The organism is Bacteroides xylanisolvens XB1A, assembly GCF_000210075.1.
Taxonomy (GTDB): Bacteria; Bacteroidota; Bacteroidia; order Bacteroidales; family Bacteroidaceae; genus Bacteroides; species Bacteroides xylanisolvens.
Genome location: NC_021017.1, coordinates 1,594,304 through 1,620,285, shown reverse-complemented (window position 1 = coordinate 1,620,285; position 25,982 = coordinate 1,594,304). Strand labels below are relative to the sequence as shown.

The window sequence follows — 25,982 nt, the reverse complement described above, 5'->3', positions numbered from 1 at the left end:
AAATGTGAGAAGATGTGGATTTGCCTGAACGGCTGTTGGTTGCAGTTACTGTAACTTCTTTCAACTTAAAATCCTCATTCCTCATTGTAAAATTAAGAACCAAATCCTTATTTACATTTATTAAGGTGTCAATGGAGACTTTGCCCAAATATTGAATTTGCATACGAATTTTACCAGTAGGTACGTTTTCCAGTATGTATCTACCATTTTCATCAGAGGTTGTCCCTAGTGCAATTTCAGGAATAGACACAGCTGCAAATTCTAAAGGCAAACGCTTGTTGTTGTGGTCGTACTCATAAACAGTGCCTGTAAGTTTTACTTTGTAATTGTTTTGCGATTTGATAGGGAGGGCAATTCCTATGCAAATAAGTATAAACAAGTATATAATATTACACCCCAAAATACCTTTTTTCATAAGTAACATCATATTTATTAATAATGCAAAATTATATGTAAATTTTAAATTAAAACAAACCATTGTGTGTAACAAAACTAAAATTATTAAAAATACATGTTGTTTTTGTTGGTGCCGTTGCATAATCTCACAGACCTCAACCGTCTGTTGTCTAACAATATAGCAACTGCATTATATTTAGGAAAATCCAATATATATTAGTACTTTATTTAAGTTCCATACATAGTAATACGGATCTTGAGTGATTAAAAGCAAACTGCAAATCTAAATAAAAAACGGGATGGTTGTAGTTCTGATATGCTATATCTTAATACAACGCAGATAAATACTTATATTTTCATTGATAGATCTAACTAAGTTAAAAAACGGATTTTCTCCAAAATTCTTCTGATAGCTCCGTTCCAGCCTCATATTTATCGCACTTTACAGAAGCCCCAGTTCAAATATAAGGAAACTGTATCTCTCTTCGATAAAAGATCTATTTTAGGACGCAAAATTAGATATTACAAAAGATTATAAAAATACCATTTTTTGGGTATAAAAACGCATCTAATACCTATATATAGGTATTAAATATCATTGGCAATGTATGTTCCATTTCATTAAGCAAACAATTTTTTGTATAAAATACAAATAGTACTTTTTTACCCACTTAAAAAGTGCAAGAATGTATAAAAGTCCATGTGTCAGCTATAATAGGGGCATGAATAGGCATCCGTTCCATACCTGTCCCTATTTGAATCGGTCACCCCACAGTGACCGGACATTACTCACCCAATTCGGATTCTCATTACAGTAGGCAACGAAAATCTGTATCAAGTTCCAAAGCCCGAGAATCATTCCATTAAACCTGGCAGGAATTGTGACAACATGTCTGCTTGAAACAGCTACTATTATGGTATCATGCTGTATTGTTATGCTATATACCATGTTCTAAGTCAAAACTCTTTTTTTTAGAATTGAAGGTTTAAGGCTCCATCCGAAAGTCAATATCACTTTCTCAAAATTCTTTTCTACAGCACCCTTTGTATAAGTTAGGATGTCTTTCTCTAGAAAATTTTTGAAATCAGATGAACTCATGTCTCTAAAAATGTTTATATATTCTTTTTTAAGAAATTCATTTATGGCATGTGCCGATATCTTTTTTTGCGTGCACTTTTCTATAACATATAAGTTGCTTGGTACCGGTACCATCGTGTCCAGCCCCATGAAGATATTACAGTCTACCATAAGAGTATAAGCGCCGCTCTCGGCAAGAGGTGCGGAAATGCAGTAATTGGCTTGCTCAAGCAGAGAATCCACCAGTTCTTTTGTGGAAGAACTGATACTATTGGCCAATTGTTCATATCCTCTTAGATTCAGTTGGGATATGGTCTTTTCGATAGCCGGGATGAATTTCATTCCTGGACCCAGGTTCAAATCAAATCTTTTGTAATAGACAAGAAGCTCATTCCAATCTTTGTACCGTGAAGGTTTGATGATATTTACATTGTCTATACCATGTTGTTTAAGATACTCGCCGGAGGAAAATGCATCTTCTTTGAAGGTCTGTGTGTTTCCATCCGGGAAACTTAAATAGATGGTCTTATATGTGTCTCCAGTGTTGGTCCTTGCAAAAGCTTTACATTCCTCACCTTTGAGATAATATGCTGTGGTGATGTCAAAACCATTACCGCTGGCATCATTGTCATAGCAACAATTCCACTTTACCTTATCAGATGGGAATATACGGCTTATATTCTCTATTTGGGATTTGGTGACATATCCCCCCGTGCTTATGAATGCGCATGTGGTTTCTTTAGTATAATGGTTTATTTCGTAGAAACTCATTGCGTCAATAGCGGATTCAAAGAGATATATGTCTGTAACCTTGTCAAAAGGAACAAAATTGGCCATCCAACAGCTTTGTGCCTTGTCACCACCCGTGGCAAAGGCTTTATAATTGGTATTGGTCTCTGCAAAATAGTTCCTCATTTCAAAGTTAAGGATTTCCATCTGGGAGGGTTTGCGGAATGGAAAGCCGATATGATTGTTTTTTCCTACCTGGTAGATGAACAGTCTATTGGCGAAATCCTCCACAGTCTGTGGAGAGAGCTTCCTTTGGACGGTCAAATATGGATTATCCTTTTTGATAGGACGAGGATTCCAATAATTCAAATTGGATTCAATATCATTTGGATTCAGTCCCAGCAGAGGATTGTTTACCGTTTCGGTATCTTCATTGGTGATCTGTTGAGTAGGCATTGGTACACCATCAATGACGAAGAGAGGCTGGGTTCCTCCTGTGACGGAGTTGACACCTCTGATTCTGAAAGTCATTCCGCTTGACAATGAACCGTCTGTGGGGATAATCTGTACTCCGCTGATTTTGCCTTGTAGTGCTTGCAACGTCTGCGTAGAACTACTGTTTACAATATCTTTTATATTCACAGAAGCAACGGCGGTTGCAATATCACTTTTTCGCTGGCTACCATAGCCTACAACAACCACCTCATCCATCTCTGTGACTGAAGGGTCTAGAATGATATCAAATCTTCGGTTCTTTCCGATAGTGATAGTTTTGGGCTTATATCCCAGATAACTGATGACCAGTTTTTCAGAAGGAAGTACTTTTATCGTGAACTTTCCTTCTAAATCGGTGATTACTGCATTGGTGGTACCTTCGATATTTATCGTGGCACCGATAAGAGGTTCACTCTTCTCATCCAACACTTGCCCTGAAATAGTTACTTGCTGTGCTAATGCTACAGTGAAATGTAGTATTAGAAACAATGTGCTTAATAGTACTTTTCTCTTCATAGTGCAGATATTAAAGTTTATAATAAGGATTAATACAATTAGATTTAAAATGGTAGTGCAAATAAAGCGAATTATAATATCCATGTTTTGACCTATTGTACTTTTCTCTTGACCAAATTACAGACTTTTTCTTCAAAGGTAATCGCTTTCTATTAATTTCATTTATCACCGCGTAAAATTATTCGATTGGACTTTTTATAGTGAGTATTATCATGGGGAGTATTAAAAAAGATTGGATATGAAAAATAGTATGTTAAATCATTCTGTTTTCTCAAATATGCAGTGGGGTGTGAGCGCAAGGAAAAATATCTGTAGAAATTGATAATAATGTATTTTATTCAAACTTTCCATTTATCCAAACTCTATCAGTTATCTGCACTTAAATCAGGCTTTGATATTTCAAGAGTTTGGATAAATGATTAAGGATTCAGTCTGCATTAATACCGAACATAGCAGTCAGTGAACGATTGATACCTTACGTTCGCATCGTGCGAAGTCTATTCCTTTCCACACGGTTTTGCGTCCGGCTGAAGATGCACACTCGGCTTGCGCCTTGTTCCTTTGCTGTTTCTTTATACTTGAAGTTCTACAATTCGTTTCACAAAGAATTACCCTGTGGAAGTCTGCCCGCTTTCGCGTAGGGTGACGTTGAAACCTTTATCCAGGGCATTACACCATGGCATTCGCTTTCTCCACAATCCTTTACCCGCACCTCATTCGGCCGCTCTTACAATTGGCCACCCATCGGTTATTGGCTGACGGGAGAGATACGGGCTTACCAAGTTTCGCACAAATAACTGACGACCGACTTAGACTCCGCCTATCCACCAGCAGTGCGACATCCGTGTAGCACGATGTAACAGCGTACTATCCTGACTGCTTGCCTTTTGGAATGGCCCATAAATATCCGTGAGCTAATTCATAGTCACGATGGTACGGCGATTCACTTAGGTTACTCATATCAGTCAGCTTTGACATTCTTCGCCTATGATGCTTAGGTTGGAACGTCGTTGTCAAGAGGGCTTCGCACCCGACCGTTGCCAGTCACGTACGCCTCTTCAGGCTACTATTGATGGAACAATAGGTTCAGACACGATGCTGAACAATTACTTGTGTGACCTCTTGGCGCACATTACACTACTAAGGTAATGCTTTTATAGGAGAAGTCACATCTGTAAAAAACTTATTATCATGCAATTATCTTACTTTATCTTAGGCTAAAAGCCCTTATTCAAGGTGTCTGTATCCTATCATCCGCTACCGCTCGGTATCGGATTCCTCCAGACCGATGGCATGGCATATCTCCTCCACCAGTTCAGGAAGGCCGGAGTCTTTCTCCTGACGGGGATCGGGTGGAAACAGCGTGGAACGAAAGACACCCTTACAGACAGGGTCCGCCTCCTTGTTGTAGCGGAGGGTGTTCGGAATGTGTGAGGACAGCAGCCGCAGCCCCATCCTGTGGATGACCCGGTTCCAGGCATCATACAAATTCTTCCGTCCCCTTCTATCCACCATGTTCCAGAACAGCCGGATTCCTTTCAAGTTGCAGTTCCCCTTGGCGATCAGCTCCTCTTCCAGCACCTTGGTAAACTGCAGGGAACTCTGCATGACGATATTGTCCGCCTTGAGCGGGACAAAGATATAGTCCATCGCGGCAACGGTATGAACCACCCCCTCGCTGCGGAGCGTTCCGGGAAGGTCGAAGAGCACGATATCGAAAGTCTCCCCTTTTTCGTCCATATAACGCCGCAGGTCTTCCACCCCCTTTTCCGGGTCGCTTTTGATGACCGGATAGGCAGGCTTACGGATTCTTTCGTACTGCCGGTACAGGTTCACCTTCAGGTCGTCATTTTTCATGACATTCTCCATGTCCCTCTCACGCATCAGGGCGATGCTGTGCTGCGGGGAGTCACAGTCCACAACCGCCACACGCACGTCTTTGCGGTAATGCAGGACACTGGCCAGCAGTACCGTAAAGACGGATTTTCCCACGCCACCCTTCTGGCTGGCGATGGCAACCAACAACTCTTTTTCTTTTTTCATCATACTTCTTTTTCATTAAAAGTTAAACACTATTGTTTCAGAAACAAAAATAATGCTCCCATCGGGGGAGATCCCCTGTCATGGGGGACGAGCCTTTATGACCGGGCCGGGCAGGGACTCCTCCAGAATCATGTCCGTCGTTTCCCTGTATTCTTCCAGATGCCGCGAGACAAGGTGGTTGATGAACCCCTCCAGAGTGACCTTTCCGTTTCTCGAGGCTCCCGCCAGGATGGACAGTTTCCGGTGCAGGGCGGCGGGAATATGCAGCGACCGACGCTGCACGCCCGCAATGCCATGCAGGTATTCCTCCCCGTAGACGGACGGTTGCATGGGGCCATTTTTCCTTGCGGGACGTATAATGTCGTTACCGGACGTTCCACGTCTCTTCCGGGGACAGGCAGGCGCTTCCCCCATGATCTCACGGATGCGGTCCGCGTCCATCCCGCCAAGACCAATCCGCTCTTTTACGTTCTTTCCTGTCATGATATGCCTTCTTGGACAATGACAACGTTTTATCGGCGAGGTGTTCCTCCCGGCTGTCCGTCCTCATCCCAGGGACGGTAGACCTCACCGAGCAGGGAGGCGATGTCCTCCCTGTGTTCCTCCATATGGAGTTCCAACAACCGGATGATAAAACCGGAGATGCTGCCGCAGCCGGCGGCCCTGACCAGCATGGCGATCCGGCGGTGCAGTCTCCCATCAATGTAGGCGGTCTTCCACTCAGCGGCTCTGGGAGCGGGAACCAGAAACCTCCTCTTGTATTCCTCCGGACCTGTCACTTTCCCTGCCCGGACCTGACTTCCATGACTTGGTATCTCCACCACTGGTTCCAGGGATGGGGAAACGGGAGCTGACAGAAGGTTCCCCGTGAGTCCGACCCTCTCGAGAACGATATCGGAAAGCCGGTTCTTTTCCTTTTCTGAATCCATATTTTAAAATCTTAAATTATTAAATTACACAACTGGTATTGTCTCGGAATACAAAATAAAGGAAGAAGAGAACAGGATGAAACCACCTGTCACTTATAGTCATCCAAAGTCAGTTATTGTCATGATACACATGACGGGGGGGACGGAGATGCCGTTCCGTTCGGACGGTTCTTCCTATGCGGAGGCGACATCAGAGGCCCGTAGTGGTGTGGAAAAGCGAGCGGGATTCCGTTTCCTTGTCCACCGTTCCTTTTTAATCCTTATGGGCAGGCGTGAGAGCGCGCATCCGTCCGGATACGGATTCTTAAATTATCGGTCTATGGGAGTGTAAAAGTATTAATCCGTTAATGGAGAATTATGAAGGAAGACCATAAGGTGTACACGGCTACATTCTCCATTTGCAGAAGTGTAGAAGTAGTAATCCATTAATGAAGATAATGCAGAAAAACCATAAACCATATACGGCTCACTGCCGCTCTCCATTTGTAGATGTGTAGAAGTAACAATCCATTAATGGACAATAGGGCATGTAAAGGGCAGATTTCCCGTATATTCGCCTCCTTATTCCCGAATTATGGACGTAAGTCATATGATTATGGAGAGATATCCACCCTTTTATGGGGAGAGCAGCCGGCAAACACCTGATGGAAATGCCTCGTAAATCACAGGAGAATAGCCATACAATGGGCTAATACACAATAATTATTGGATAAATGTGGTCCGCTCCTGCGGACAGCAAGTTGTGTTTTCGTTTAACGAAAACAGGACGGTTTAACGGAGAATACACCGATAAACCGTTACTTATTTCAAGCTCCAGCGTCGCTTTTTACATATCTAACTATAATTCATTTGAAATCACAAAACAGATTGAACCGAATGTGGTTAGTTTGTCTGTTTATTTCATGTCCGAATCATTAGTATGCTATGTTGCAAAGTTCGTATTCATTATGAAAAAATCCGCTTACGAGAACAAGATATTCAGGTAATTTGCCATCCTTTCCCCAAAGAAGTTCGATGTTAAAAAGTTCAGAAAGCGTTTTGGCTATGTCAAATCCGAAGGCTTCGAGTGACGGACGCACTTTTTCCGGGTGTCGGCATGGTGTGCCGCAGTTACGCGTACACTCGTTATCTGAGCAGTGAAGACATTTACCTATATAGGCAAATGAACGCCCTCCATATTTCCGTTCCATATCCAATAATTCGCTCTCGATTCGTATCCGTTCCGGTAAAATGAGTTTTTGTGTATATTCAATCGGAATATCTTTGTCTTCAGGGATTATCTTCGTTGCCATAAGATGTGCATACTTGTATTGTCGGAGAAACGATTCCGTATCAAAATCAAATGGAGGACACCCCCAACTTTTACCGTAATTGGTACATTGTTTGCAAAGTTCAAGAAAATGTGGTTCGTCACGGAATTCGGCGATGTATCCTTCAACAGTGATGTCTGAAGTAAAATTTTCTACAGTGTATATACTCATTGTTTCAAAATCATTGTACCGCATAAGGAGTCGAAACGGATGTTTTCATTTTGGAAAAGTCTGTCAATGTATCCGCTTTTCTGCATTTCAGACGCGGTCAAGCAACTTAAATTCGGGGTATCTAACAATGCTATCGAATCGCACATGGACAACGCGATGTCAAGTTCATGTGTCGAGAACATGATACATTTTTTCTCGTCGTGGACAAGCCTACGAAGCAACGCCACAAGTTCGTAGCGATTAGGCATGTCAAGAAAGGAAGTCGGTTCATCAAGGAGAATGATAGGAGTATCCTGTGCCAATGCACGAGCAATCATCACACGCTGGCATTCGCCATCCGACATTTTATCCATCGTGCGGTTTGCATAAGCCTCCATTCCCACCGAAATGAGCGATTGCATGACTATCTCCTTATCTGTTTCTTGCATCCTACCTATCCAGTTGGTATAAGGAGCACGGCCTATGGCTACGACATCCTTGCACCGCAGGTTGGCGATGCGCGTGCGCTCGGTCGTGACGACAGCCAGCGTTTTTGCCATATCTTCGGTTTTCATGCAGGCGATGTCGTGCCCGTCGAGAATGATTTTTCCGGAATAACACCGGTTCAGACCGGCTATGGCGCGGAGCAACGTCGATTTTCCTGTCCCGTTTCTTCCGATAAGGGCTGTCAGTTGACCTTTTTTTATCGTGGCATTTACCTCGTGGAGCAACGAGTTTTCTTTGTAACCTATGGAAAAATGCTGTAATTCTATCATGCGGTGATGGATTTGTTGCGTAAAACCACCCATACGACGATTGGGATTCCCAATAGAGCTGTAATGGCGTTGATCGGCAAGGTGAATATTTTAGAAATGATGTCGCAAAGAAGCAATATCGATGCTCCCGAAAGAATTGTTCCGGGCAGAAGGACATGATGATCGCTATTTTGGAAAAGCATTCTTGTGACATGAGGCATAGCGAGACCTATGAAACCTATCGGACCGCAAAAAGCGGTTATCGTTCCGGCGAGCAGCGTTGTCGAGAGAAACAACAGGCTGCGTGAACGCCGAATATTCAGTCCCATTGTTACGGCATATTCCTCTCCGAACAGCAGGAGGTTAAGCGGTTTGATGGTCAGTACAGCCAACAGCAGTCCGGCAAACACCGATGGAACAAGAATCAGAAGTTGTCCGGAGGTGACGTCACCCAAAGCCCCCATCGTCCAAATGACAAAGGCTTTCAGCGATTCCTCTTTGCTGAGGTACTGCAATATCTGCACGACAGCACCTACGCCCGATGAGAACATCATGCCCAGAATCAGGATTACCATGATGTCTTTTATTCGCTGTCCGACGGCAGTTATCACGAGCAACACGACAGCCGCACCCACCCACGCTGCTCCGGCAATGCCTATTGATGAACCGATCCCGGCAAGTACCACAAGTGCCACACCGAGACTTGCACCGGAACTGATGCCAAGGACATAGGGACCGGCAAGAGGATTACGGAAGAGGGTCTGCATCTGAAGACCGCTGACCGATAAGGCAGCCCCGGCCAACAGTGCCACTATAGCTTTTATGAGGCGTATGTTGAGTACGATTTTTTCCGTGGCACGGGAACAATTTCCCCCGGTCAGTGCTGCCCATACATCGCGGATCGGAATGTTGACAACTCCCACGGCCAAGTCCAGTAAAAAAAGACCGACCGTGAGCGTAATCAATATGGAGAATAATATAGTCGAACGGGAACGCATCTATTTCAGTTGCTTGTAATACACACACTCTTCCTGCACCAGTTCAGGATGGAATATCTTCACGAGGTCGCGGAGCACGATGTCAGGATTCACGACGGCAGACTCGTAATAGTCGTTACCCCCGGCTGTGTTGGTACGGGCGTTGTTGTTATACACCTCTCCATTTTTGAAACATCGGGTATCGGTGAATTTCGGACATGATGCCTTCAAGTCGTCAAGGGAGTTCGCCATTCCCACGTTCAACCACATGTCCGCATCCGACGCGAGCAGATATGCTTCTTCTAAGTCAATGGGGATAGAAGCGTTTCCCGTGTTCTTCTGGTAGATATAGCGGCCTCCCGCATCAGTAATCAAGCGGGCTACATAACTTTGGGTTGAAGGCATGAACCACGAGTCGCCATAGGGAACATTAAGCATAACCGAAGGAGTGCCGAGGGTACTGTCGGCCACTTTCTTTTTCAAGGCGTTGTATCTGACCGGGATTGTGGCAAAGGCTTTTTCACCCTTCTCACGTTTTCCTGTGACTTCTGAAAGCACTACCATCCATTCGGCCTTGCCGAGAGGCGACTCTTCAAGATAATCGCCGACATACATGAACGGTATGTCGAGTTCTTCGAGTTTGCTTTCCATTGCGCTTGCGCCGTTCACCCCATAGAGCAGAACGAGGTCGGGATCGAGCGAGAGCAGCAACTCGTAGTTGATGTTCCCTTCATAGCCGACATCGCCAATACTGTCGCGGCGGGCTTGGATGTCTGGGTTGGAAATGTAGTCGATTCCCGAAACGCCGGTTATACACCGGACTTCACCGATTGCGTCAAGCATGGCGATATGAGTGGAAGACATCGCCACGATACGTTTGGCGTCTCCTTTGAGTACCTGTCCTGCAAACCCTTCGGGAACCTCTTCACCGTTGCGGACGATAAACAGCCATGTGGTTACACTGTCCGCTCCCTGCCAGGGATTCCTGACGGTTATCAGTACGCTTTCCTTCCCGCCCGCCCCTTTGATGTCGAAGCCGGAGGCATATTCGGGAGCATAAAGCAGCAGGTTGAAATCATTGATTTTTGAGCTTTTGTTGTGGCAGCCTGTAAATGCCAGAGAAAGCAACAAAATCAGGCTTAAATTCTTTAATGCGTTCATATTGATGCAGATTATCGTTTACTATTTTTGTTTTTTCCGAACTTGGGTGTTATGCCGATGAATATCTCGAAATTGATGCCCGGCATGGGACGGGACAATACGGAAAGGTATTCTTCATCGAACAGGTTGTTGATGCTGCCCTTTAGCGACAGATCGGCCCATCGGAAAGAGAGCTGTTTTTCCAGTGTCACGTTATTCATGAAGTAAGGGGGCAGATAGCCCGTCAGGGTATAGTCATTACTCGACATGGTATAACGCTGGCTGTAATAACACCATTTGTAAAGCAGGCTCCATGTCCGCCATGACAGACGTCCGGTCACCGTTGCGGAAAACTCCGGCACGTATGGCAACTGTTTGCCGACGGATTGGTCTGCCGGACTCATCGGTTCGCTCTCGTTGATCGAGGGAGTCCACGAGAAAGTTCCGTTCATATCCAGTTTCCAGTCCTTTCCGAGCATTATATCAAGGTGGGCGTTGGTCTCTGCCCCGTAAGCATGTACCTTTTTGAGGTTTCTGGGGGAGAAGAATCCCTTGGTTGTGGGTAGCCAGATGATCCAGTCGTCGATGTGCGAATCGAACCAGTTGATACCACCGCTCAAAGCATATACATTTTCTTTCCCCACCGAGAACGACAACCCCACGTCGTATGTGAAGCCGTGCTCGCTTTTCAGGTCGGGATTACCGCCCGGCAGAAAATAGAGGTCGTTCAGCGTGGGAAAACGGTAGTTCCGGGAGATGGATGCTTTCGCCACGATATTGCCTTTTTTCGACAGTACCCCGTCGATGAAGAAAGCCGGGATAACCGGGGCCCATTCCGTACCGAACATATCCTCGCGAAGGACAAGCGAGGCGGCAAAATGATCGACAGGCCGCCATTTCGCAGAAACGGAACCGGAAAACTCGACACGTCCCTTGTCATACCCGACAACAGCCTTGTTACCTTCCTGCGAGATGATATTTTTGTCCGCGCTTTCCACCAAATGCTGGTGTACGGAAACACCGGCCGTGAACAGCCATTTCTCTGAAGGAGCATAATCCCCGTCCGCACTTCCGTAGAACGTGTTAATCTTACTGCGTGAGCGGGTCATCGAAGCCATTTCGCCGTTTCCCTTGTCCCGCTTGTAATCATAGGCCATCCATGTGTGTATATAGCCGCCTTTTACACCGACCTTCCATTTCTCCCGCACGCGATCCCACGAGAGGACGCCGCGAAACGTCTGCTCCCTTTGGCGGTTCTCGAAGTCCATGTCGTTCCCGTAATCCGTGCTGAGCATCGCCAGTTCCCGGTTGGAATTGATATACCAGGCGTTTAGCCCGAACTTGTCGCCTTCGCCCGTGTTATAATAAATTTCCTGCAAGACGTGCAGATCCTTATAAGCCCCGCTGCGGTTGCGTTCCGTCGGGTAATAGGAACCGATGATGTTCTTGTCCTCGTCATAGATGTTTTCCTTCTTGTCCCGGTTTCGGTATTTGTAGTCGTTGGGGGAAGAGGAATACACCACACGGGTGGAGGACTGCCAGTGTTTGTCACCGTAGGTCAGGCGGAGAAACTCGTCGAACGTGCTGAACGACCCCACTCCCTGCACGTACTGCAACCCGAACCCTTCATGGTTGGCCGGAGAAGTGGAGAGCCTGACCAGACCACCCAAGCCGCCGCCCGTTTCGTTTACCGATGACGTTCCGTGCAGCAGCGAGGCATCATCGATAAAGTAAGAAGGGATGGTGGAAAAATCCGTCATGCCCAGCATCGGGTTGTTAATGCGCATACCATTCCACGTCACTTGGGTATGCGAGGGAGAGGTACCCCGGAAAGCCACGGTGGATAACGTGGCGCGTCCGTAGTTCTTGACAAAAACGGATGAGTTGAATGTCAGCACATCGGCCATAGACAAGGCGATGTTCTCTTTCATGGCGATGGAATCGAAACGGGTTCGTTGCACGCCTATATCCTTCATAGGTCGTTTGCCCACCACCGTAACCTCCGGAATACGTAGTACCCTTTTGGTAATGCTGACGGAATTTTTCTGCTGGGCGGCAAGCAGAAAGGGCAGGCTTACCCCCACGAACAATAGAATAAGATGTCTTTTCATTTTTGTCCTCCTTCCTCGTTATTTCCAGCAGAAAGCTCCCGGAATGATTCCCACGTAAAATTCATCGATCAGCTTGCCTTGCGGCGAATAGCGATACACGATACCTTGTTGCTGGTAATCAATAGCGTCGGCCACATATACCTCCCCGTTGTTGGGATTGACCGTAAGGCCGTAGTATTTGGTGTCCCGAAACTCCAGAAAAGGCCGGACGGGAACACGGTCGGCTTCCACCGGCATTCGCCAAATATCGTTGTTGATCCAGTAAAGTGTATCCCGTGTACCGTTGAGCTGGACTTCCGAAGGCCAGTCGCCCAGCTTAAACTTGAACTGTTTCTCTACGGTGAAAGTCTCGGCGTCTATACGATAGAGAGACGGTGCCTCGTAACCGTATGGGCTGCCCTCGTAACCGCCATCCGTGATGGTCCACATCTTGTTGTATTTGTCCATGACCAGCGAAGTAGGTTGTATGCCGATGGTCAGTTCGTCCACGACCTTGTCCGTCTCCGTGTCGATTTTCAGGATGCGGTTCTGGTACGACCAGCAGTTCACATAGACGTACTTGCCGTATTGTACCATTTGTTCGGTGGAACCCGATTCCATGTCCATGTCTGGACATTCGATATAGCCGGTAATCTCGTATGTCTTGGGGTTGATGATGAAGATACGGTAGTCCCATATCTGCGTCACATAGGCTTTCTCATCCGACAGAAAATGGATATACCGGGGTGAGGTGAAACCTGTGATACGGCCCACTTCCTTGAAAGTATTGATGTCGATGGCGAAAATCACATGCGAGTTGTTCACCACGATCCAGCCTATACCGTCCCGGATAACCATAGACTGGGCCACATCGCCCAACTTGAACCCGTTGGCACGGTAAAACACTTCATTCTCCACTTCGCACGTGGCGGGATCGTAGTAGGAAAGCGTGGCATTGCTGTACTGGAAATTCCCCTCGTTGGTAATGAAAAGACCAGAGGCCGATACAGAGAAATCTTCCATCTCTCCGTAATCCCATTTCATGCAACTGCCGAAAACTGGCAGGCAGAAAAGAAAAAGGCAAATCCGTTGTATTGTTCTGCTCATTGTCATTCGGATAAAAAAGAGTACCCGAATCATTACGGGTACTCTGGTTAAGGTATAAGGTTTAATCCTGCTGCGTATATTGTTTGTCCTTCATATTTTGGAAGGTTGGGTTATACCCACATTTCGTCACGCTCCAACTTTCCCCCGTAATCATTCCGTTTTCTATAAACTTGCCGAAGAAAGTGTAGTCGGTAAATTTCGTCAAACCGTCAAAAACAACCCCATGCAAGGTCTCCAACTTCTCCATGGAAAGTGTTTCCTGAGAAAGAGAAGTCGCACTTTTTATCTGTAGCGTACCATCTATAGTCTGTAATTTATCACAAGTAATGCCTGTTGCTTTATTAACGAACAACCCTTCACCTCCTACGTGAAGCAATTCCGGAATATCCAGCGATTTACTTTGTAAAGATATTGCTAACGAACCCTCTCCCTCTTTATAATATACAGGAGAAGCTGAACAACAAACTTTGGATAGTAAGGGCAAGTTACAACTGGTAAAATTTCCAGATAAATAGAACTGTCCTCCCACTTCTTTCAAGACTGGCATTGTGATTGAAGCAAACATGGGTATTTGGATATATCCATATCCATCTATGATTTCCAAGTCGGGAAATTTGGCATTGCTTCGCATTTGGCCTGTCACATTTAGATTTCCATATACATGTTGAATTGTCGATATGGTATAATCGGTATTGTTGGTGGTTGGCTTACAAGTGAAGTCTTTGATATTCTTGAACGTGATTTCAGGGAACTTATTATTCGTGAGACTGGTGATGACAAAATTTACATTTGACAAATCTTCGGCTGTTTCAATTTTGGAGAGCTGCACCTTGTTTATAATTTCAATCTGGGGCGCTGTTTCTCCGAAGGTTTCAAATCGGGCGTTCGGCAACAGCAGTGTTCCGCTCACATCTTCAAGATAATCCAGCGTGATGCTTCCAAGTGTGGTGATCTTGCTCCAGTCGGGAAGTTGTTTGAGTGCCGTGAAATTCTTTATCTTTATCTGTCCCTTTATCGTTGTCAGTTTGTCCATTCCACCGAAAGCCTGAAGCACGTCATTTCGTTGGGGAACAAAACTACCGGTAGGAGGAGCTTCCATATTGGCTTCCATAATAATACTTCCGTTTACTGTTTCGATTTCCGGAAGGTTGATGGTTTCCAACATCACGGGAACGGTATGGAAATCAAGGCCACCGGTCTCTTTCAGCTTAAGGAAGCTCATGGAAGTCAGCTTGGCAAGATTGTTTACGGACAAGACCCCTCCGACACTTGTCAGTTCCGGTATTTCCAAAGACGCAATCGAACCGGCTGCTGTGTTCTCTTCATTGAGTCCTTGAAGATTCAGATCCTGACCTACAGTAGTCAGAACCGGAAACTCAAAACTCTGTAACGACGACGCATTGAACATCACGCTTCCTTCAATAGTTGCCAGTTTCTCGAATAGGACATACGTCACTTGGTCGTTATATACCGATATGTCTCCGGAGAGCGTTTCCAATGCTTTCATGGAAATCATGTGAAGTTCCGTAGCTTTCGAGGCGACATCGGTCGAACCTACCTGTAAACCTCCGGCAGAAACGATATTATCCAACCCTGTCAAGTCTGCACCGTTGTAACTGTTACGAATGACAATGTTGCCAGTAACCTCTTTCAAAGATGCCAATGCAGATATGTCAGTGATTTTTTCTGCCTCTTCCGCATCAGAGCCGATAATCAGGTTCCCTTTGACAACGGTTGTTTTGGTTGCGGCAAAAGAAGCTACCTCCTCGGTGGTCTTCAACTCCACATCTCCGTCAGATTCTATCTCGCTTTTCACGACCTTATAGGTATATTCGCGGGCATCTCCGTTATAGGATGTCACCCGGAAGGTTCGTTCGTTATCCCAGTCCGTTACCGTTTCAGGATCAGGTATGATTGTTGCAGAAGTTGTGTACTTGAATTCCACTTCGGCGTTGTTCAGCGATACCGTATAGGGAACGGTTATTGTTACTGTATTGTCCGTAATGTCGGCCGTGTACGATTTCCCGTCCACGGTCATCACGACCGATGTGATGAAATTTTCATCTGCATCTTCAGGTATAATTTCATCGTTTTTGTCACACGCTCCCAAAAAGAACAAGGATAGGAGCATGGGAAGAAAATAAATTTTCATACTTGTAATTTTTATTATTTGGTTAGATCCTCAAAAGAAAATACCTCCGTAGAAACTTCGCCCAGCCAGCCGCTTTTGGCCAGAACACCGCATTGTATTTTGATAAAGTCAATATATTGCAGATTGGCTTCCGTTCCATCGGCATGGATGGCATTGGAAATTTTGAAACCGTTCCTTTGTCCGCTTCCATCCACCGTACTGCCGCCTTCTATCTGGTCGTTTCCGAAATTATCCACGTACCCCCAGTCATAACTCTGATTATCCCAATAACCGGTTTGAGAATCTTGGGTGTTGCGGGCGGCCAGACAAGTGCCTGTCAGGGTATAACTGTTTTCCGAAATCCAAGCCGGATAATAATAGTCTTGTGTATGATAAGCGGACAGATAGTCTACCCAGCCGTTTCTACCGTCGGAACTGATCCATTGGACATCCATTTTTTTGCCTTCCGGACGGTAATAGGTCACTTCAAAATTCTGTATTGTTTCTTCCTTGCCTGCTTCAGATCCTTTCAGTTCGTACCACTCGTCATCCGGCAATCCGTTTCCGTTTATATCTTGCATGACCCATACGATACCCGGTTCGGAACTGCCGTCAAAGGCGTTCCCCTGAACACAGAAATCATATTGGTTACCCGAATTGGGAATACTGTGGTCGAAGCCGACGATGATATAACCCCCGAAAGAACCTAAAGAGACGTGCAGTTTGTCTTTCAAACGCTGTGTTGCCCATGCGACAGCCGCTTCAGGGGATGTTTCGTTGCCGGTCATACCGCCTATCGTGCTCGTCTCGTTGATAAATTGGCCGGGAGCTGGGGTATATTCATAGACTTTATTCCAGAGCTTGGAACTTCCCGAAGCCCGGAAGCCGTCTTGTTCCTTTTTGTCCACACAAACGACTTTTACGGTGGCAGTGACAGCCGTTTTCCCTTTGTCGATATTCCTGCTTATTTTTTCCGTCGGTGTGTCTTCCGACACAGTACAGGAGACGGTGTATTCTCCGGGTGCGGACGGCGTGAACTTGAACATGCGTTCCACTTCTCCTTCCATGACCTGACCGTCCACACTCCACTCAAAACGGGGATTGTCGAAATACTCCAACAACGGACGCAGGAAAACAGGACGGTCGGCAAAAGTGTACCTGTCCGTGGATGTTTGCAGGTAAGACGGGGTCGGGAATTTGACAACGTAGGGCATCGTTTCCACGACCTCTACGCTTACGTCTTTCGTTGTTGTCCCATCTATATTGGAAGCGTTGATTGTCACCGTATAAACACCGAGTTCTTTTTCATTGAAAGTATAAGTATTCTCGGTGGAAACGATTTTTCCTTCCCGTACCCATTCGATTTTGAACCCTTCGACATCCGAATGCTGAATATCGGGAGTAAATGTGTAATCGGTATTCCGGACGACTTTTAGCCCCTGCGAAGGTAGTGCCAGTGAGATGACCGGAGGGGTGAGTTCTTTCACTTCTACTTTCAGTTCCTCTTCGGCATAGCCTTCCGCATTGTCTACTCTTAGTTTGACATAAAAATCCCCGCATTCATTCCATGTACGTTGAAGAGACGGACCCGAAGAAACCAGCGTACCGTCTATCGTCCAAGTAAAAAGAGCATCTTCAACATTCTGGTATGTCGGGGCGATAGTCAATTCGTGATCGACCTTGACCGTGTAAATACCGGTCTCGCTGTCAAGTTCTATTATAGGTTGTCCTCCTACTTCTTCGGTAATGACTTCATCCTTGTTGCAGGAGGTGAACAGCATACAGGCAGAAATAATAAAATAGTGAAAACGATGCATGATGTGTGGATTTTAGAAAAATAACAGGGATACCCCCGACAGAAGGGATATCCTTGTATTCTTTTTATTGTATGGTGATATCATCAATACAGATATAAGCCGGAGTATTCAAACCGTATGCTCCCGAATCCGAACCCTCGAAGTTGAATTTCACACTTTGCACCCCTTCGGCATTGATTTCCCAATAATCCCATGTCGTGATAGGATCAACCTGTTGTTGGCCGTTACGATAATCGGCTAAAAGACGTTTGTAAGTGCGGATCAGACCGCCATTCGCATCATAACATTCCAGATTCACTTGGAAATACCCTTTCATCTCTTTCAGAGGAGTCGCTACCCCCGTAGAACCGAACTGATTACCATAAGTAATGACACCATAAGTGTATGAGGTGTTGCAGATCCACAGGCCGACCAATTTCCGGGGAACATTGAAATAAAATTCTGGTTTAGCCATCCATGCCTGATTGTAAGCATCCACATATCCGTAAACGACACCGAAATTGGAACCGCTGTGCCCGGCTTCCTTATTCTGTCCTTCCGCTTCCACCGCAGTGTTATAGACAGAACATTGGTTTAGATAAGAATACCACCAGTCTCCGGTATTTCCCGACTGATTGGAGCGGATGTTCCAGTTGGAAAGTGCGATGCCGCCGCTGGAATACTCTGTGCTTCCACCTACAGTATTAAACATTGAAAGGAAGAGATATTCTTCCGGAGTATTGTCGTAAATGGTGGTTACTTGAGGATACCCTTGGTACGAATAAAGATTTTCTCCGGCCGAGGTAGGTCCTGCTAACATGCCGGGATCGAAATCATCGAAAGTGATAGTTAAAGTACCGTCCGAATTTGTCACAGCACGGGTTTGCGAAGTTCCGGAATCAACCGGGTCCATCAAAAAGTCATCGTCCGAGCTACAGCCAGAGAACAAGGCGGTTGCGGTAAATAGACAGGCACCTGCCAGAAAGCGTAATTTTCTTTTCATAGGTCACTCATTTTAATGTAAAACATATTATTAACAAACACAAAAAATTCCCGTTCGTGCGGACTTACACGAACGGGAATATGTCTGTCTTCAAATATTGAATGGCCGATGAGCTATTCCTTATTTGATTACGACCCGTATATCCCGCAGGTGTAAATCTCATTCCGGTCATGGCAGGTCTTCTGACTCGTCCCGGTCATCGTGCCTTCCCGGTATTACACCAGTGGCAAAAGTTCGATGTCCGTTTTTGTGGACTCACAGCAGCGGGTACTGTCCCGGATTTTCACCGGGTTCCCTTTTCATTCGGAAGGCGTAAACCTCCCGAAACCATTTCCCGACTGCAAAATTATCTATATTACATATCAATTCCAAATAATTCATAATATTTATAATAAAACACACAAAGCATGACAACCGTACTGTTTTAATTAGAGCATTCAAGTTTACGACAAACGAAGACGGTAATTATCATACACAATATCCATAAACCAACAAAACAGCTTGCCATTTTCCATAACAATGCGTTCTGGAATAGATAACTGTTAGCTGCAATTATGCAAGCAAAAAAAGCAGACAGAATAATGACTATTAATATCATGCACCAGAAATTAATCCTATAAATTTATGGAAAACAAGTAAGGGAATGGAAGTTCCGTTGCCGCATGGATGCAGGTGAAGGACCTTCTCTTTTAACGTTGGATACGCCAATGCACGCCAACGGAAGACTCTGATATTATCTGTTTGGAAAGGATATAGGATGTGCGTTACTTTGTCGCATATTCAGAATCTTAAAAAGAATTTTAGTATGGAACTGACAATTATTGAAACAAGCGCGTATTAGGAGTTGAGAAAGCTGGTCAGCACGCTGGTCGTACAGATGGGCGACTTCCAGAAAAAGATTGCCCCGCCTGCGCCGGACAAGTGAATGGATGCGCAGGACGTATGTGATGGACTTATGCCCAAACACTTTCTGAAGAGTTTCCAGCAGCATCCCCTTGAGTATGGCCAGAACGGCAAATGCGTGGCGTCCGATGTGCGGGGTGACCTCGCCCCGGAGTTGCATTTCCTGCCTATGATTCCAAGACTGAGCCGCATGGCATTGTATTCACCTACCGGAAAGACACATTCGGGGAGTCTTTCTTTTCATCCGTACCCCTATATTTTTCAATCAGTTCGATAGCAATGGGCAATAATTTTACGACATACGCCACTCCCGTTTTTATACGGTTGCCCATCAGCCATGTACCGCCGTCGGAGTCGGTATGGATATTATCGTATGTTATGGCTTTCAAGTCCACATAGGAAAGACCGGTGAAGCACATGAACAGGAACATGTCGCGCATGGCACGCTGGCGTTTGTATCTCGGTTCTATATGGATTATCCTTTGCAGTTCCTCTTCGGAAAGGAAAGAACGCCTCTTGTATTCGGGCATACACTCGAATGATGCGAACGGATGAACCCGTATCCAGCCTTTTTCCTGCGCGATATACATCAGCCACTTCAAGGTATTGACACGCCCGAAGACAGTGGAGTTTGCCAAAGCGCATGTACCGAGCATCCAGTTGTAGTAATCCTCGATGAATGATTTCTCAAGTTCTTCGATGACAATATCCTCTGCATTCTTCTTGCTTTTCATGAAAAGCAGGAGACTCTTGTAATCGGCAACCAGACCGCAGTAGGTGCTTTCGGCTTTCTCTATGCCGATTTTCTTTTTATACGGTTCCAGCTGTTCCCTGAAAAGGTTCATAAGGGTGTGGCATTCCTCTGAGAAGCCGACATAGCGGTTATAGACTTTCTTGGCTGTAACAAAACTGTCGTGGTCGCAGATGTACTGGTAGTGCCTGGTGATTTGCGCCTTGATATTGTCAAGCTCCTGATTGAGTGTACGGGCCTCCTCGGACTTGCCTTTGGCCCGGTTGGTTTTGACGTCCCACAAAGCGAGGGACACTTCTTTCTTACAACTGAAACCGGCTTGGGTTCCATTGATGGTGATACGGCCCATAATCGGTGTCTTTCCGTTTTTTACAGACTGTTTATTCTCAAAACACTTAGCTATACATGGTCTGCGATAAGCTAAGAGAGATTCCCCTTACACAAAAGCATGGCATCTCCTTGTCGTATCTCGCCTTTATACTTTTATGTATAGTAGTCTACCGGATCGAATGAACAAGACCTATCCCATACATAAACCAATTTAGACTGCTATGTTATTTTTGAGGAAGAAGATGGAATGAGACCAGAGACCCTCTTTAAGGCTGACTGTAAGTCGATTAAATGTAGAAAAAGATTGCTTTTGTCACAAGTAAAGTGTATATTTGCATTGAAAGAATCGTTCTTTGACAGAGGCAAAAGAAAACAGAATATTGTAATTCGCTCGTTTCTAAATCGTTACCTGATATTAATTAAACAGAAATAACTGTTTAATTTTCAATTAGATAGAGATTGTATGATGTTTCGCCGCATACGAGCTTAAATCAGAAGTCAATGCAAGTACTTGTTTCAGCAACAGAAGCTGATAGTTAAAATTACGCAAAGCTATCTGATATTCCCTGTAGGTAGCTTCGGTACTCTCTCCGCCAGTCAGTATGGGAAAAAGATAAGGAGAAGCAGAATCGGTGTTCATATACTTTTTTATTAGTTTCATAGTTTCCGGCAGAAGCGTCACAGTTAGAAGCCGCCCGGTTTTTCTACGACGATAAGTAAGCACATTCCCCACCATATCCTGCTTTTTAAGATAGGCAAGATCTACAAACGGCATACCACGAAGCATGAACATTAAGAAAAAGTACGCGCGCGTACGTTGTAATACCTCCCTTCCCTGATGAATTTGTTTGGGAAGCTCTTTCATCAATCGTTCCATATCCTCCTTTTCCAGTGCACGCTTTCTGTCAGCACGCGTTCCTGTATAAACATACCGGAAATGATGCGGTATATAAGATGCCATACGACGGTCAACCGCGCGGTTGTACACCGCCCTCAATGTACGCATATAGGTTGAAACCGTGTTCCAACTACAATCCTTTTCCCGCAAATACGTTTCAAAACTTTTAAGAAACTCCTGATTCACTTTCTTGAATGACAGATTCCTGCTCCCGTTAAATGCAATGATAGCATTCATGCTACTCCTGTAAACATGAGCAGTTCCATAATTCCCACTTTTTCGAAGCCCTTCAGCTACTTCCTTCATAAATGAAATCAAATTCCCCATTTTTATTAATTTTAGTTATCACTCAAGCACGTCCCTGAAGAAAAGCGCCCTCACCGCAATTCCCCCCAATGCTCTTAATTCAAAATCTCAAAGTATCATCATACAAATATGATGAATTATGTTTTCTTTATATACACCCGATGTGTTCCTCTGCCATCAATCCCGATACCGGAACCGGGCGTATACGCCCATTGGCGCAATTCATTGGTAGCCGCTGTGCGCAGCAGACCTGTCAGCTTCCGGTATTCGTAGACTGTCAAAAAAGGATGTTCCTCCAAATATCTGACAGCCAATGCAAGCCGTTGCTCCGGAGTATACTTCTGTGAAGAACGTTGCGACTTCCACGGAGCTCTTTCCAGCAGACATCTTCCATTGATACGCCTTATCATCTTCCTGTCTACACGAAAGTTCACGTTTCCCACCACAATGCTTCGTGCGTTACGATGGGTTTCGCCTTCTCCGGCCTTTTCACGCTCTTTATCTTTGCATAACGCCAACGAAGGAGAGAATGTTCCAATGCCATCCAGCTTCACAGACTTGCCTTCTGCCATCTGATGTGCCATCTCAATACCTATTTGTGTAATTACGCCTTCCACATCTCCGACATTAAAACCACTGCTGGATGCTATCTGACGTATCAGCTCCTCGGTAGAAACCTGATCCATCATTGCAAACCGCGGATAAAGTACTTGTTCGCCCGTTCCATGAATATCGGGCATTTCTTCCATTACATACATTGCCATAGTACTAAAGTTTATTTGAAATATTGATTACTAATAGAAAACATCCTTGCTATAGGTAGAAAACTTGTTCTCCCCTAGAAGAAAAGTTCTTTTTCCCTTAGGGCAAACTAAAACCGCAAGTTCTGGTTTTATAACTGAAACTTCTGATTACATAATCAAAAGTTCCGGTTTTATAATCAGAACTTGCGGTTATAGTTTTCTTACCAACAAAGATACATTTTCCTGCCGGGATAAGCAAGTTTAATCCCTATGAAAAGGAAGTTTGATTACGATTCAGTTACTATCACCGTTTCTTTACTTTATATCCTTTCAAGGTAAAACCTACTTCAAACAAATTCAAAAGGGCTATCCGGATGTTATCTTCAATATAGGTTCCCATAGTATCATATTTCGCAAAGTAGACGGGAAGCAGCCTGTTATTTCTCCTATAGTTTTCATCCGGTATCTTACCTGTAAACCGTTCTTTCTTCTTCACTCCCCAACGAACGGTTTTACTGCAAGGGAGAGGTATACCGATCATCAACACTTTTTCTTTTGTTGCCGTATCGGTGATTCCATGTTTCCGGATACTGATATGATTGGCTCCCAAATAAGTACCGATATACAGGACAATTGTCAGCGTCCAATCGTCCAAAGCCTCATCGGTTTGAATACCATTTACCAAATCAGAGAAATAGTTCTCAACCATTTCTTTGTCAAAACTGTTTAGTTCGGGCCATTCACATTTCTCAAACAACTGATGCACATTGACAGGAACCAGTAAAGTGGTTATTTCTAATTGATATTTCATTCATTTCATTTTTATACCATTGCATTTTAAATCGTCTCAAATATCTTACCGACTATAAATATACAATTTTATCAAATCAAATGCTAAAGAACAGAGCTTTTTTATCCAACCACTTTCTAAAAAGAAAAGACTGTTTGACATGCCCTCACTTATATAAATAGGGTTTATCAAACAGTCCTTTCCTTTCGAGTTATCATTCGTTTTTTCCAGTGAAGGACGTTATCGTTTCCAGCCTTTACGGCATTTCAGTCTCCACTTGGAATTTACGGCTTACTTTCATTAAGTTGATGGTGTAAGTGACTACGTTCTGTGCTTCCTGAACCATCGTGAGATATACCATGCTAACCCGGATACTTCCTGATTGGCTTTGGATGCGTTGCAGTTCCTTACGTTTCAATAGCGAAAGCTGTCCGTTGAGGTCGTTGGCACGACGGATTTCTTCTTCCAGATTGTTGTACTCGTTGTTTTCCATTTTCTTACGGCATTGCTGAATCAGATATGTAATATCTTCGGCAACATCGCTGAATTCACCTTTCTGAATGGCATCCAATGGGTTGAAGTTATTGTCGGTATGTTCCAGGCAAGGTTCGCAGAGACGAGAAATACTGTAAACGAGTTCGCTGGCAAAGTCGTTGCCTTGATAGTAATAAAGTCCCTTTTCGAGTACGGTGTTGTTGTCGAGGCGGCACATGGCTACGGTGCCGGAACGTTTCATCTGTTTGATGAGCTGTTTTTCAAATTTTGTGGAACCCATAGCACGACGCAGTCCTCGAAGATTTTCGTGGAGGAAAGAAGTGACGGTCAGTTCGAAGTTGGTTTCTGCATATTCCAGCACTTTGGAAAGTTCTTCACGGGTGTGCTTACGCATCAGTTGCAGGGCTTCTGTGCTGTCTGTGGCTTGCATAAGTTGCTTCAGAGTTTCGTTACCTTGTTCTTTCGCTTTGCGTTTTTTGTACATCACTTGGCTACGGATCAGGATGAATACAGCTATACCGATGAGTGCGATGATAGAGATATTTCCTCCATAATGAAGTACGAGGGCTACGAAGAAACAGATGGTGAAGGCAGCTCCGGCAGTGATGAACCAGCCACCGATGACGCTTAATACGCCGGTAATACGATAAACGGCAGAATCACGTCCCCAGGCACGGTCGGCTAAAGAGGTACCCATAGCTACCATGAAGGTTACGTAGGTGGTAGAAAGAGGAAGTTTCAAGGAAGTTCCCAAGGCGATGAGCAGACCCGCTAATACTAGGTTGACAGAAGCGCGGACAAGGTCGAAAGCTGCTCCGTCGGCAATGATAGCTTCGTCTTTGCGGAAGCGGGAGTCAAACCATTCTTTGCTGCCACTTGGCATAATGCGGGAGATTCCGTTGGCAAGTGTCATACTGATGCGGACTACTGTACGGGCAATCGGGGTACTTCCGAATGTTTCTTCTCCTTCATCTTGACGGGAAAGGTCGACGGATGTTTTAATTACGGCATGTGCCTTTTTAGAAGTACAAAGGGCGTAGACCATAACGGCTCCGGCTCCGATAAGGAAATACCACGGGGTTTTGGCGGGTCCCAGCAGGGAGGTCATCAGGAAGCCGTTCGGATTTCCTCCTCCGTTGGCGGTATAGTCCATAAAAGAGGAGAAGCCTGCGAGGGGAACACCGATGAAGTTGACAAGGTCGTTGCCGGCAAAAGCGAGAGCGAGGGCGAAGGTGCCCATCAATACAATTACTTTGAAAACGTTGATTTTCATCCAGTGAAGGATTTGCATCAGTACGGTGAAGAACACGAAGAAGACGGCGATTAACATCAATGTGTTGTCTTGTATCCAGTGTTTGTTTTCGGGGGTCATGAAGGAGCTGTCTTTCAGTCCTTTGATAAGCATGAAATAGATGATGGCGGTAGCGGCTACACCTCCGAAGAGTGCAATGCTGTATTTCATCTTTTTCGTATAGTTGAAGGTGAATACCACACGGGCCAGCCATTGTACGATCATTCCGAAGAAGAAGGCGATGGCGACGGATACGAAAATGGCCATGATGACGGAAAGGGCTTTGTCGGTGTTTATGAGGTCGCCCAAACCGAGGGTGTCGCTATTATGTACTTTGATAAGTGAGAGGGCGAAGGTTCCTCCGAGTAGTTCAAAGACTAATGAAACGGTGGTGGAGGTGGGCATACCCATGGAGTTAAATACGTCCAGCAGTACTACGTCGGTCAGCATGACGGCTAACAGGATGCACATGATTTCGGCAAAGTAGAAGTGCTCGGGCTGGTAGATGCCGTGCCGGGCTATGTCCATCATGCCATTGGATAGGGAGGCGCCAATAAATATGCCGACGCCGGCTATGAAAAGGATGGTTTTAAACGAAGCGGCTTTGGCACCTACCGCGGAGTTTAAGAAGTTGACTGCGTCATTGCTGACTCCGACTATCAGATCGAAGACGGCAAGGACGAAGAGGAAAATGATAATGCATAAATAAATAGTCTCCATAAATAATATGTGTATGTTGTTTCCAGTTGCAAAGGACGGGATTTGACGTTGCAGGGAGGTGTCATACATGTTACAATTGTATTACAATCATCTTTCTTTTGTCTTGAAAC

At 45.1% G+C, this 25,982-nt stretch carries 19 protein-coding genes, 2 pseudogenes and 1 riboswitch; of the genes and pseudogenes, 1 reads left to right on the top strand and 20 read right to left on the bottom strand.

From position 1 onward, the window contains the following. The 5 genes and pseudogenes from BXY_RS06680 to BXY_RS06660 all read right to left on the bottom strand — a co-directional run. On the bottom strand, positions 1-538 hold a 538-nt coding region (locus BXY_RS06680), incomplete at its 3' end, for a carboxypeptidase-like regulatory domain-containing protein (protein WP_208946775.1). Positions 539-1,334: 796 nt separating this feature from the next. Beyond that, positions 1,335-3,214: pseudogene (locus BXY_RS06675) on the bottom strand (carboxypeptidase-like regulatory domain-containing protein). Between the two features lie 1,257 nt (positions 3,215-4,471). Continuing rightward, positions 4,472-5,260 (bottom strand): ParA family protein, encoded by a 789-nt coding sequence (locus tag BXY_RS06670; protein ID WP_004311277.1) that lies wholly within the window; start codon positions 5,258-5,260, stop codon positions 4,472-4,474. Between the two features lie 75 nt (positions 5,261-5,335). Next, a complete protein-coding gene (locus BXY_RS06665; protein WP_004315818.1) occupies positions 5,336-5,740 on the bottom strand; it encodes a DUF3408 domain-containing protein in 405 nt (134 codons plus the stop codon). 29 nt (positions 5,741-5,769) lie between these two features. Continuing rightward, the gene (locus tag BXY_RS06660; RefSeq protein WP_004327094.1) at positions 5,770-6,186 is read right to left on the bottom strand and encodes a DUF3408 domain-containing protein; all 417 of its coding nucleotides are present in this window, start codon (positions 6,184-6,186) and stop codon (positions 5,770-5,772) included. Between the two features lie 121 nt (positions 6,187-6,307). Here BXY_RS06660 and BXY_RS06655 point away from each other — a divergent pair, with 121 nt between their 5' ends. Continuing rightward, the gene (locus BXY_RS06655) at positions 6,308-6,517 is read left to right on the top strand and encodes a hypothetical protein (protein WP_005829337.1); all 210 of its coding nucleotides are present in this window, start codon (positions 6,308-6,310) and stop codon (positions 6,515-6,517) included. A 583-nt stretch (positions 6,518-7,100) separates the two neighbouring features. Here BXY_RS06655 and BXY_RS06650 read toward each other — a convergent pair. The 15 genes and pseudogenes from BXY_RS06650 to BXY_RS06585 all read right to left on the bottom strand — a co-directional run bounded on the left by BXY_RS06650 (position 7,101) and on the right by BXY_RS06585 (position 25,872). Beyond that, complete coding sequence (locus BXY_RS06650) at positions 7,101-7,667, bottom strand: DUF2284 domain-containing protein (protein WP_004289236.1); 567 nt, start codon at positions 7,665-7,667, stop codon at positions 7,101-7,103. Further along, complete coding sequence (locus BXY_RS06645; RefSeq protein WP_004289235.1) at positions 7,664-8,422, bottom strand: ABC transporter ATP-binding protein; 759 nt, start codon at positions 8,420-8,422, stop codon at positions 7,664-7,666. The genes BXY_RS06650 and BXY_RS06645 overlap by 4 nt, the downstream gene beginning before the upstream one ends. Further along, on the bottom strand, positions 8,419-9,399 hold the full coding sequence (locus BXY_RS06640; protein ID WP_004289234.1) for a FecCD family ABC transporter permease: 981 nt from the start codon (positions 9,397-9,399) through the stop codon (positions 8,419-8,421). The genes BXY_RS06645 and BXY_RS06640 overlap by 4 nt, the downstream gene beginning before the upstream one ends. Next, positions 9,400-10,539 carry an ABC transporter substrate-binding protein gene (locus tag BXY_RS06635; RefSeq protein WP_015531516.1) on the bottom strand — a complete coding sequence of 380 codons (1,140 nt, stop codon included), beginning with the start codon at positions 10,537-10,539 and terminating at the stop codon, positions 9,400-9,402. It abuts the gene before it with no gap. Positions 10,540-10,550: 11 nt separating this feature from the next. Then, positions 10,551-12,629, bottom strand: coding sequence for a TonB-dependent receptor plug domain-containing protein (locus BXY_RS06630; protein WP_004289232.1), 2,079 nt, complete (start codon positions 12,627-12,629; stop codon positions 10,551-10,553). An 18-nt stretch (positions 12,630-12,647) separates the two neighbouring features. Continuing rightward, entirely contained in the window at positions 12,648-13,748 is a 1,101-nt protein-coding gene (locus BXY_RS06625; RefSeq protein ID WP_004293828.1) for a YncE family protein, read from the bottom strand. Between the two features lie 28 nt (positions 13,749-13,776). Next, on the bottom strand, positions 13,777-15,867 hold the full coding sequence (locus tag BXY_RS06620; RefSeq protein WP_004311297.1) for a receptor L domain-containing protein: 2,091 nt from the start codon (positions 15,865-15,867) through the stop codon (positions 13,777-13,779). 14 nt (positions 15,868-15,881) lie between these two features. Further along, positions 15,882-17,663 carry a PKD-like domain-containing protein gene (locus BXY_RS06615; RefSeq protein ID WP_015531515.1) on the bottom strand — a complete coding sequence of 594 codons (1,782 nt, stop codon included), beginning with the start codon at positions 17,661-17,663 and terminating at the stop codon, positions 15,882-15,884. Positions 17,664-17,727: 64 nt separating this feature from the next. Continuing rightward, a complete protein-coding gene (locus BXY_RS06610) occupies positions 17,728-18,645 on the bottom strand; it encodes a DUF4465 domain-containing protein (protein ID WP_004289228.1) in 918 nt (305 codons plus the stop codon). Between the two features lie 155 nt (positions 18,646-18,800). Further along, positions 18,801-18,992, bottom strand: a riboswitch (cobalamin riboswitch). Between the two features lie 386 nt (positions 18,993-19,378). Beyond that, a complete protein-coding gene (locus BXY_RS23785) occupies positions 19,379-19,708 on the bottom strand; it encodes a site-specific integrase (RefSeq protein ID WP_004289226.1) in 330 nt (109 codons plus the stop codon). Positions 19,709-19,754: 46 nt separating this feature from the next. Continuing rightward, positions 19,755-20,648 (bottom strand): phage integrase SAM-like domain-containing protein, encoded by an 894-nt coding sequence (locus tag BXY_RS06605; protein ID WP_004289225.1) that lies wholly within the window; start codon positions 20,646-20,648, stop codon positions 19,755-19,757. Between the two features lie 447 nt (positions 20,649-21,095). Then, a pseudogene (locus BXY_RS06600) lies at positions 21,096-21,854 on the bottom strand (tyrosine-type recombinase/integrase); the annotation flags it as partial. Positions 21,855-21,970: 116 nt separating this feature from the next. Then, positions 21,971-22,597, bottom strand: a complete 627-nt coding sequence (locus BXY_RS06595) for an HU family DNA-binding protein (RefSeq protein WP_015531513.1) — start codon at positions 22,595-22,597, stop codon at positions 21,971-21,973. Positions 22,598-22,880: 283 nt separating this feature from the next. Next, on the bottom strand, positions 22,881-23,387 hold the full coding sequence (gene imm9, locus BXY_RS06590; RefSeq protein ID WP_015531512.1) for an Imm9 family immunity protein: 507 nt from the start codon (positions 23,385-23,387) through the stop codon (positions 22,881-22,883). A 235-nt stretch (positions 23,388-23,622) separates the two neighbouring features. Beyond that, a complete protein-coding gene (locus BXY_RS06585) occupies positions 23,623-25,872 on the bottom strand; it encodes an inorganic phosphate transporter (RefSeq protein WP_134993111.1) in 2,250 nt (749 codons plus the stop codon). Between the last annotated feature and the right edge of the window lie 110 nt (positions 25,873-25,982).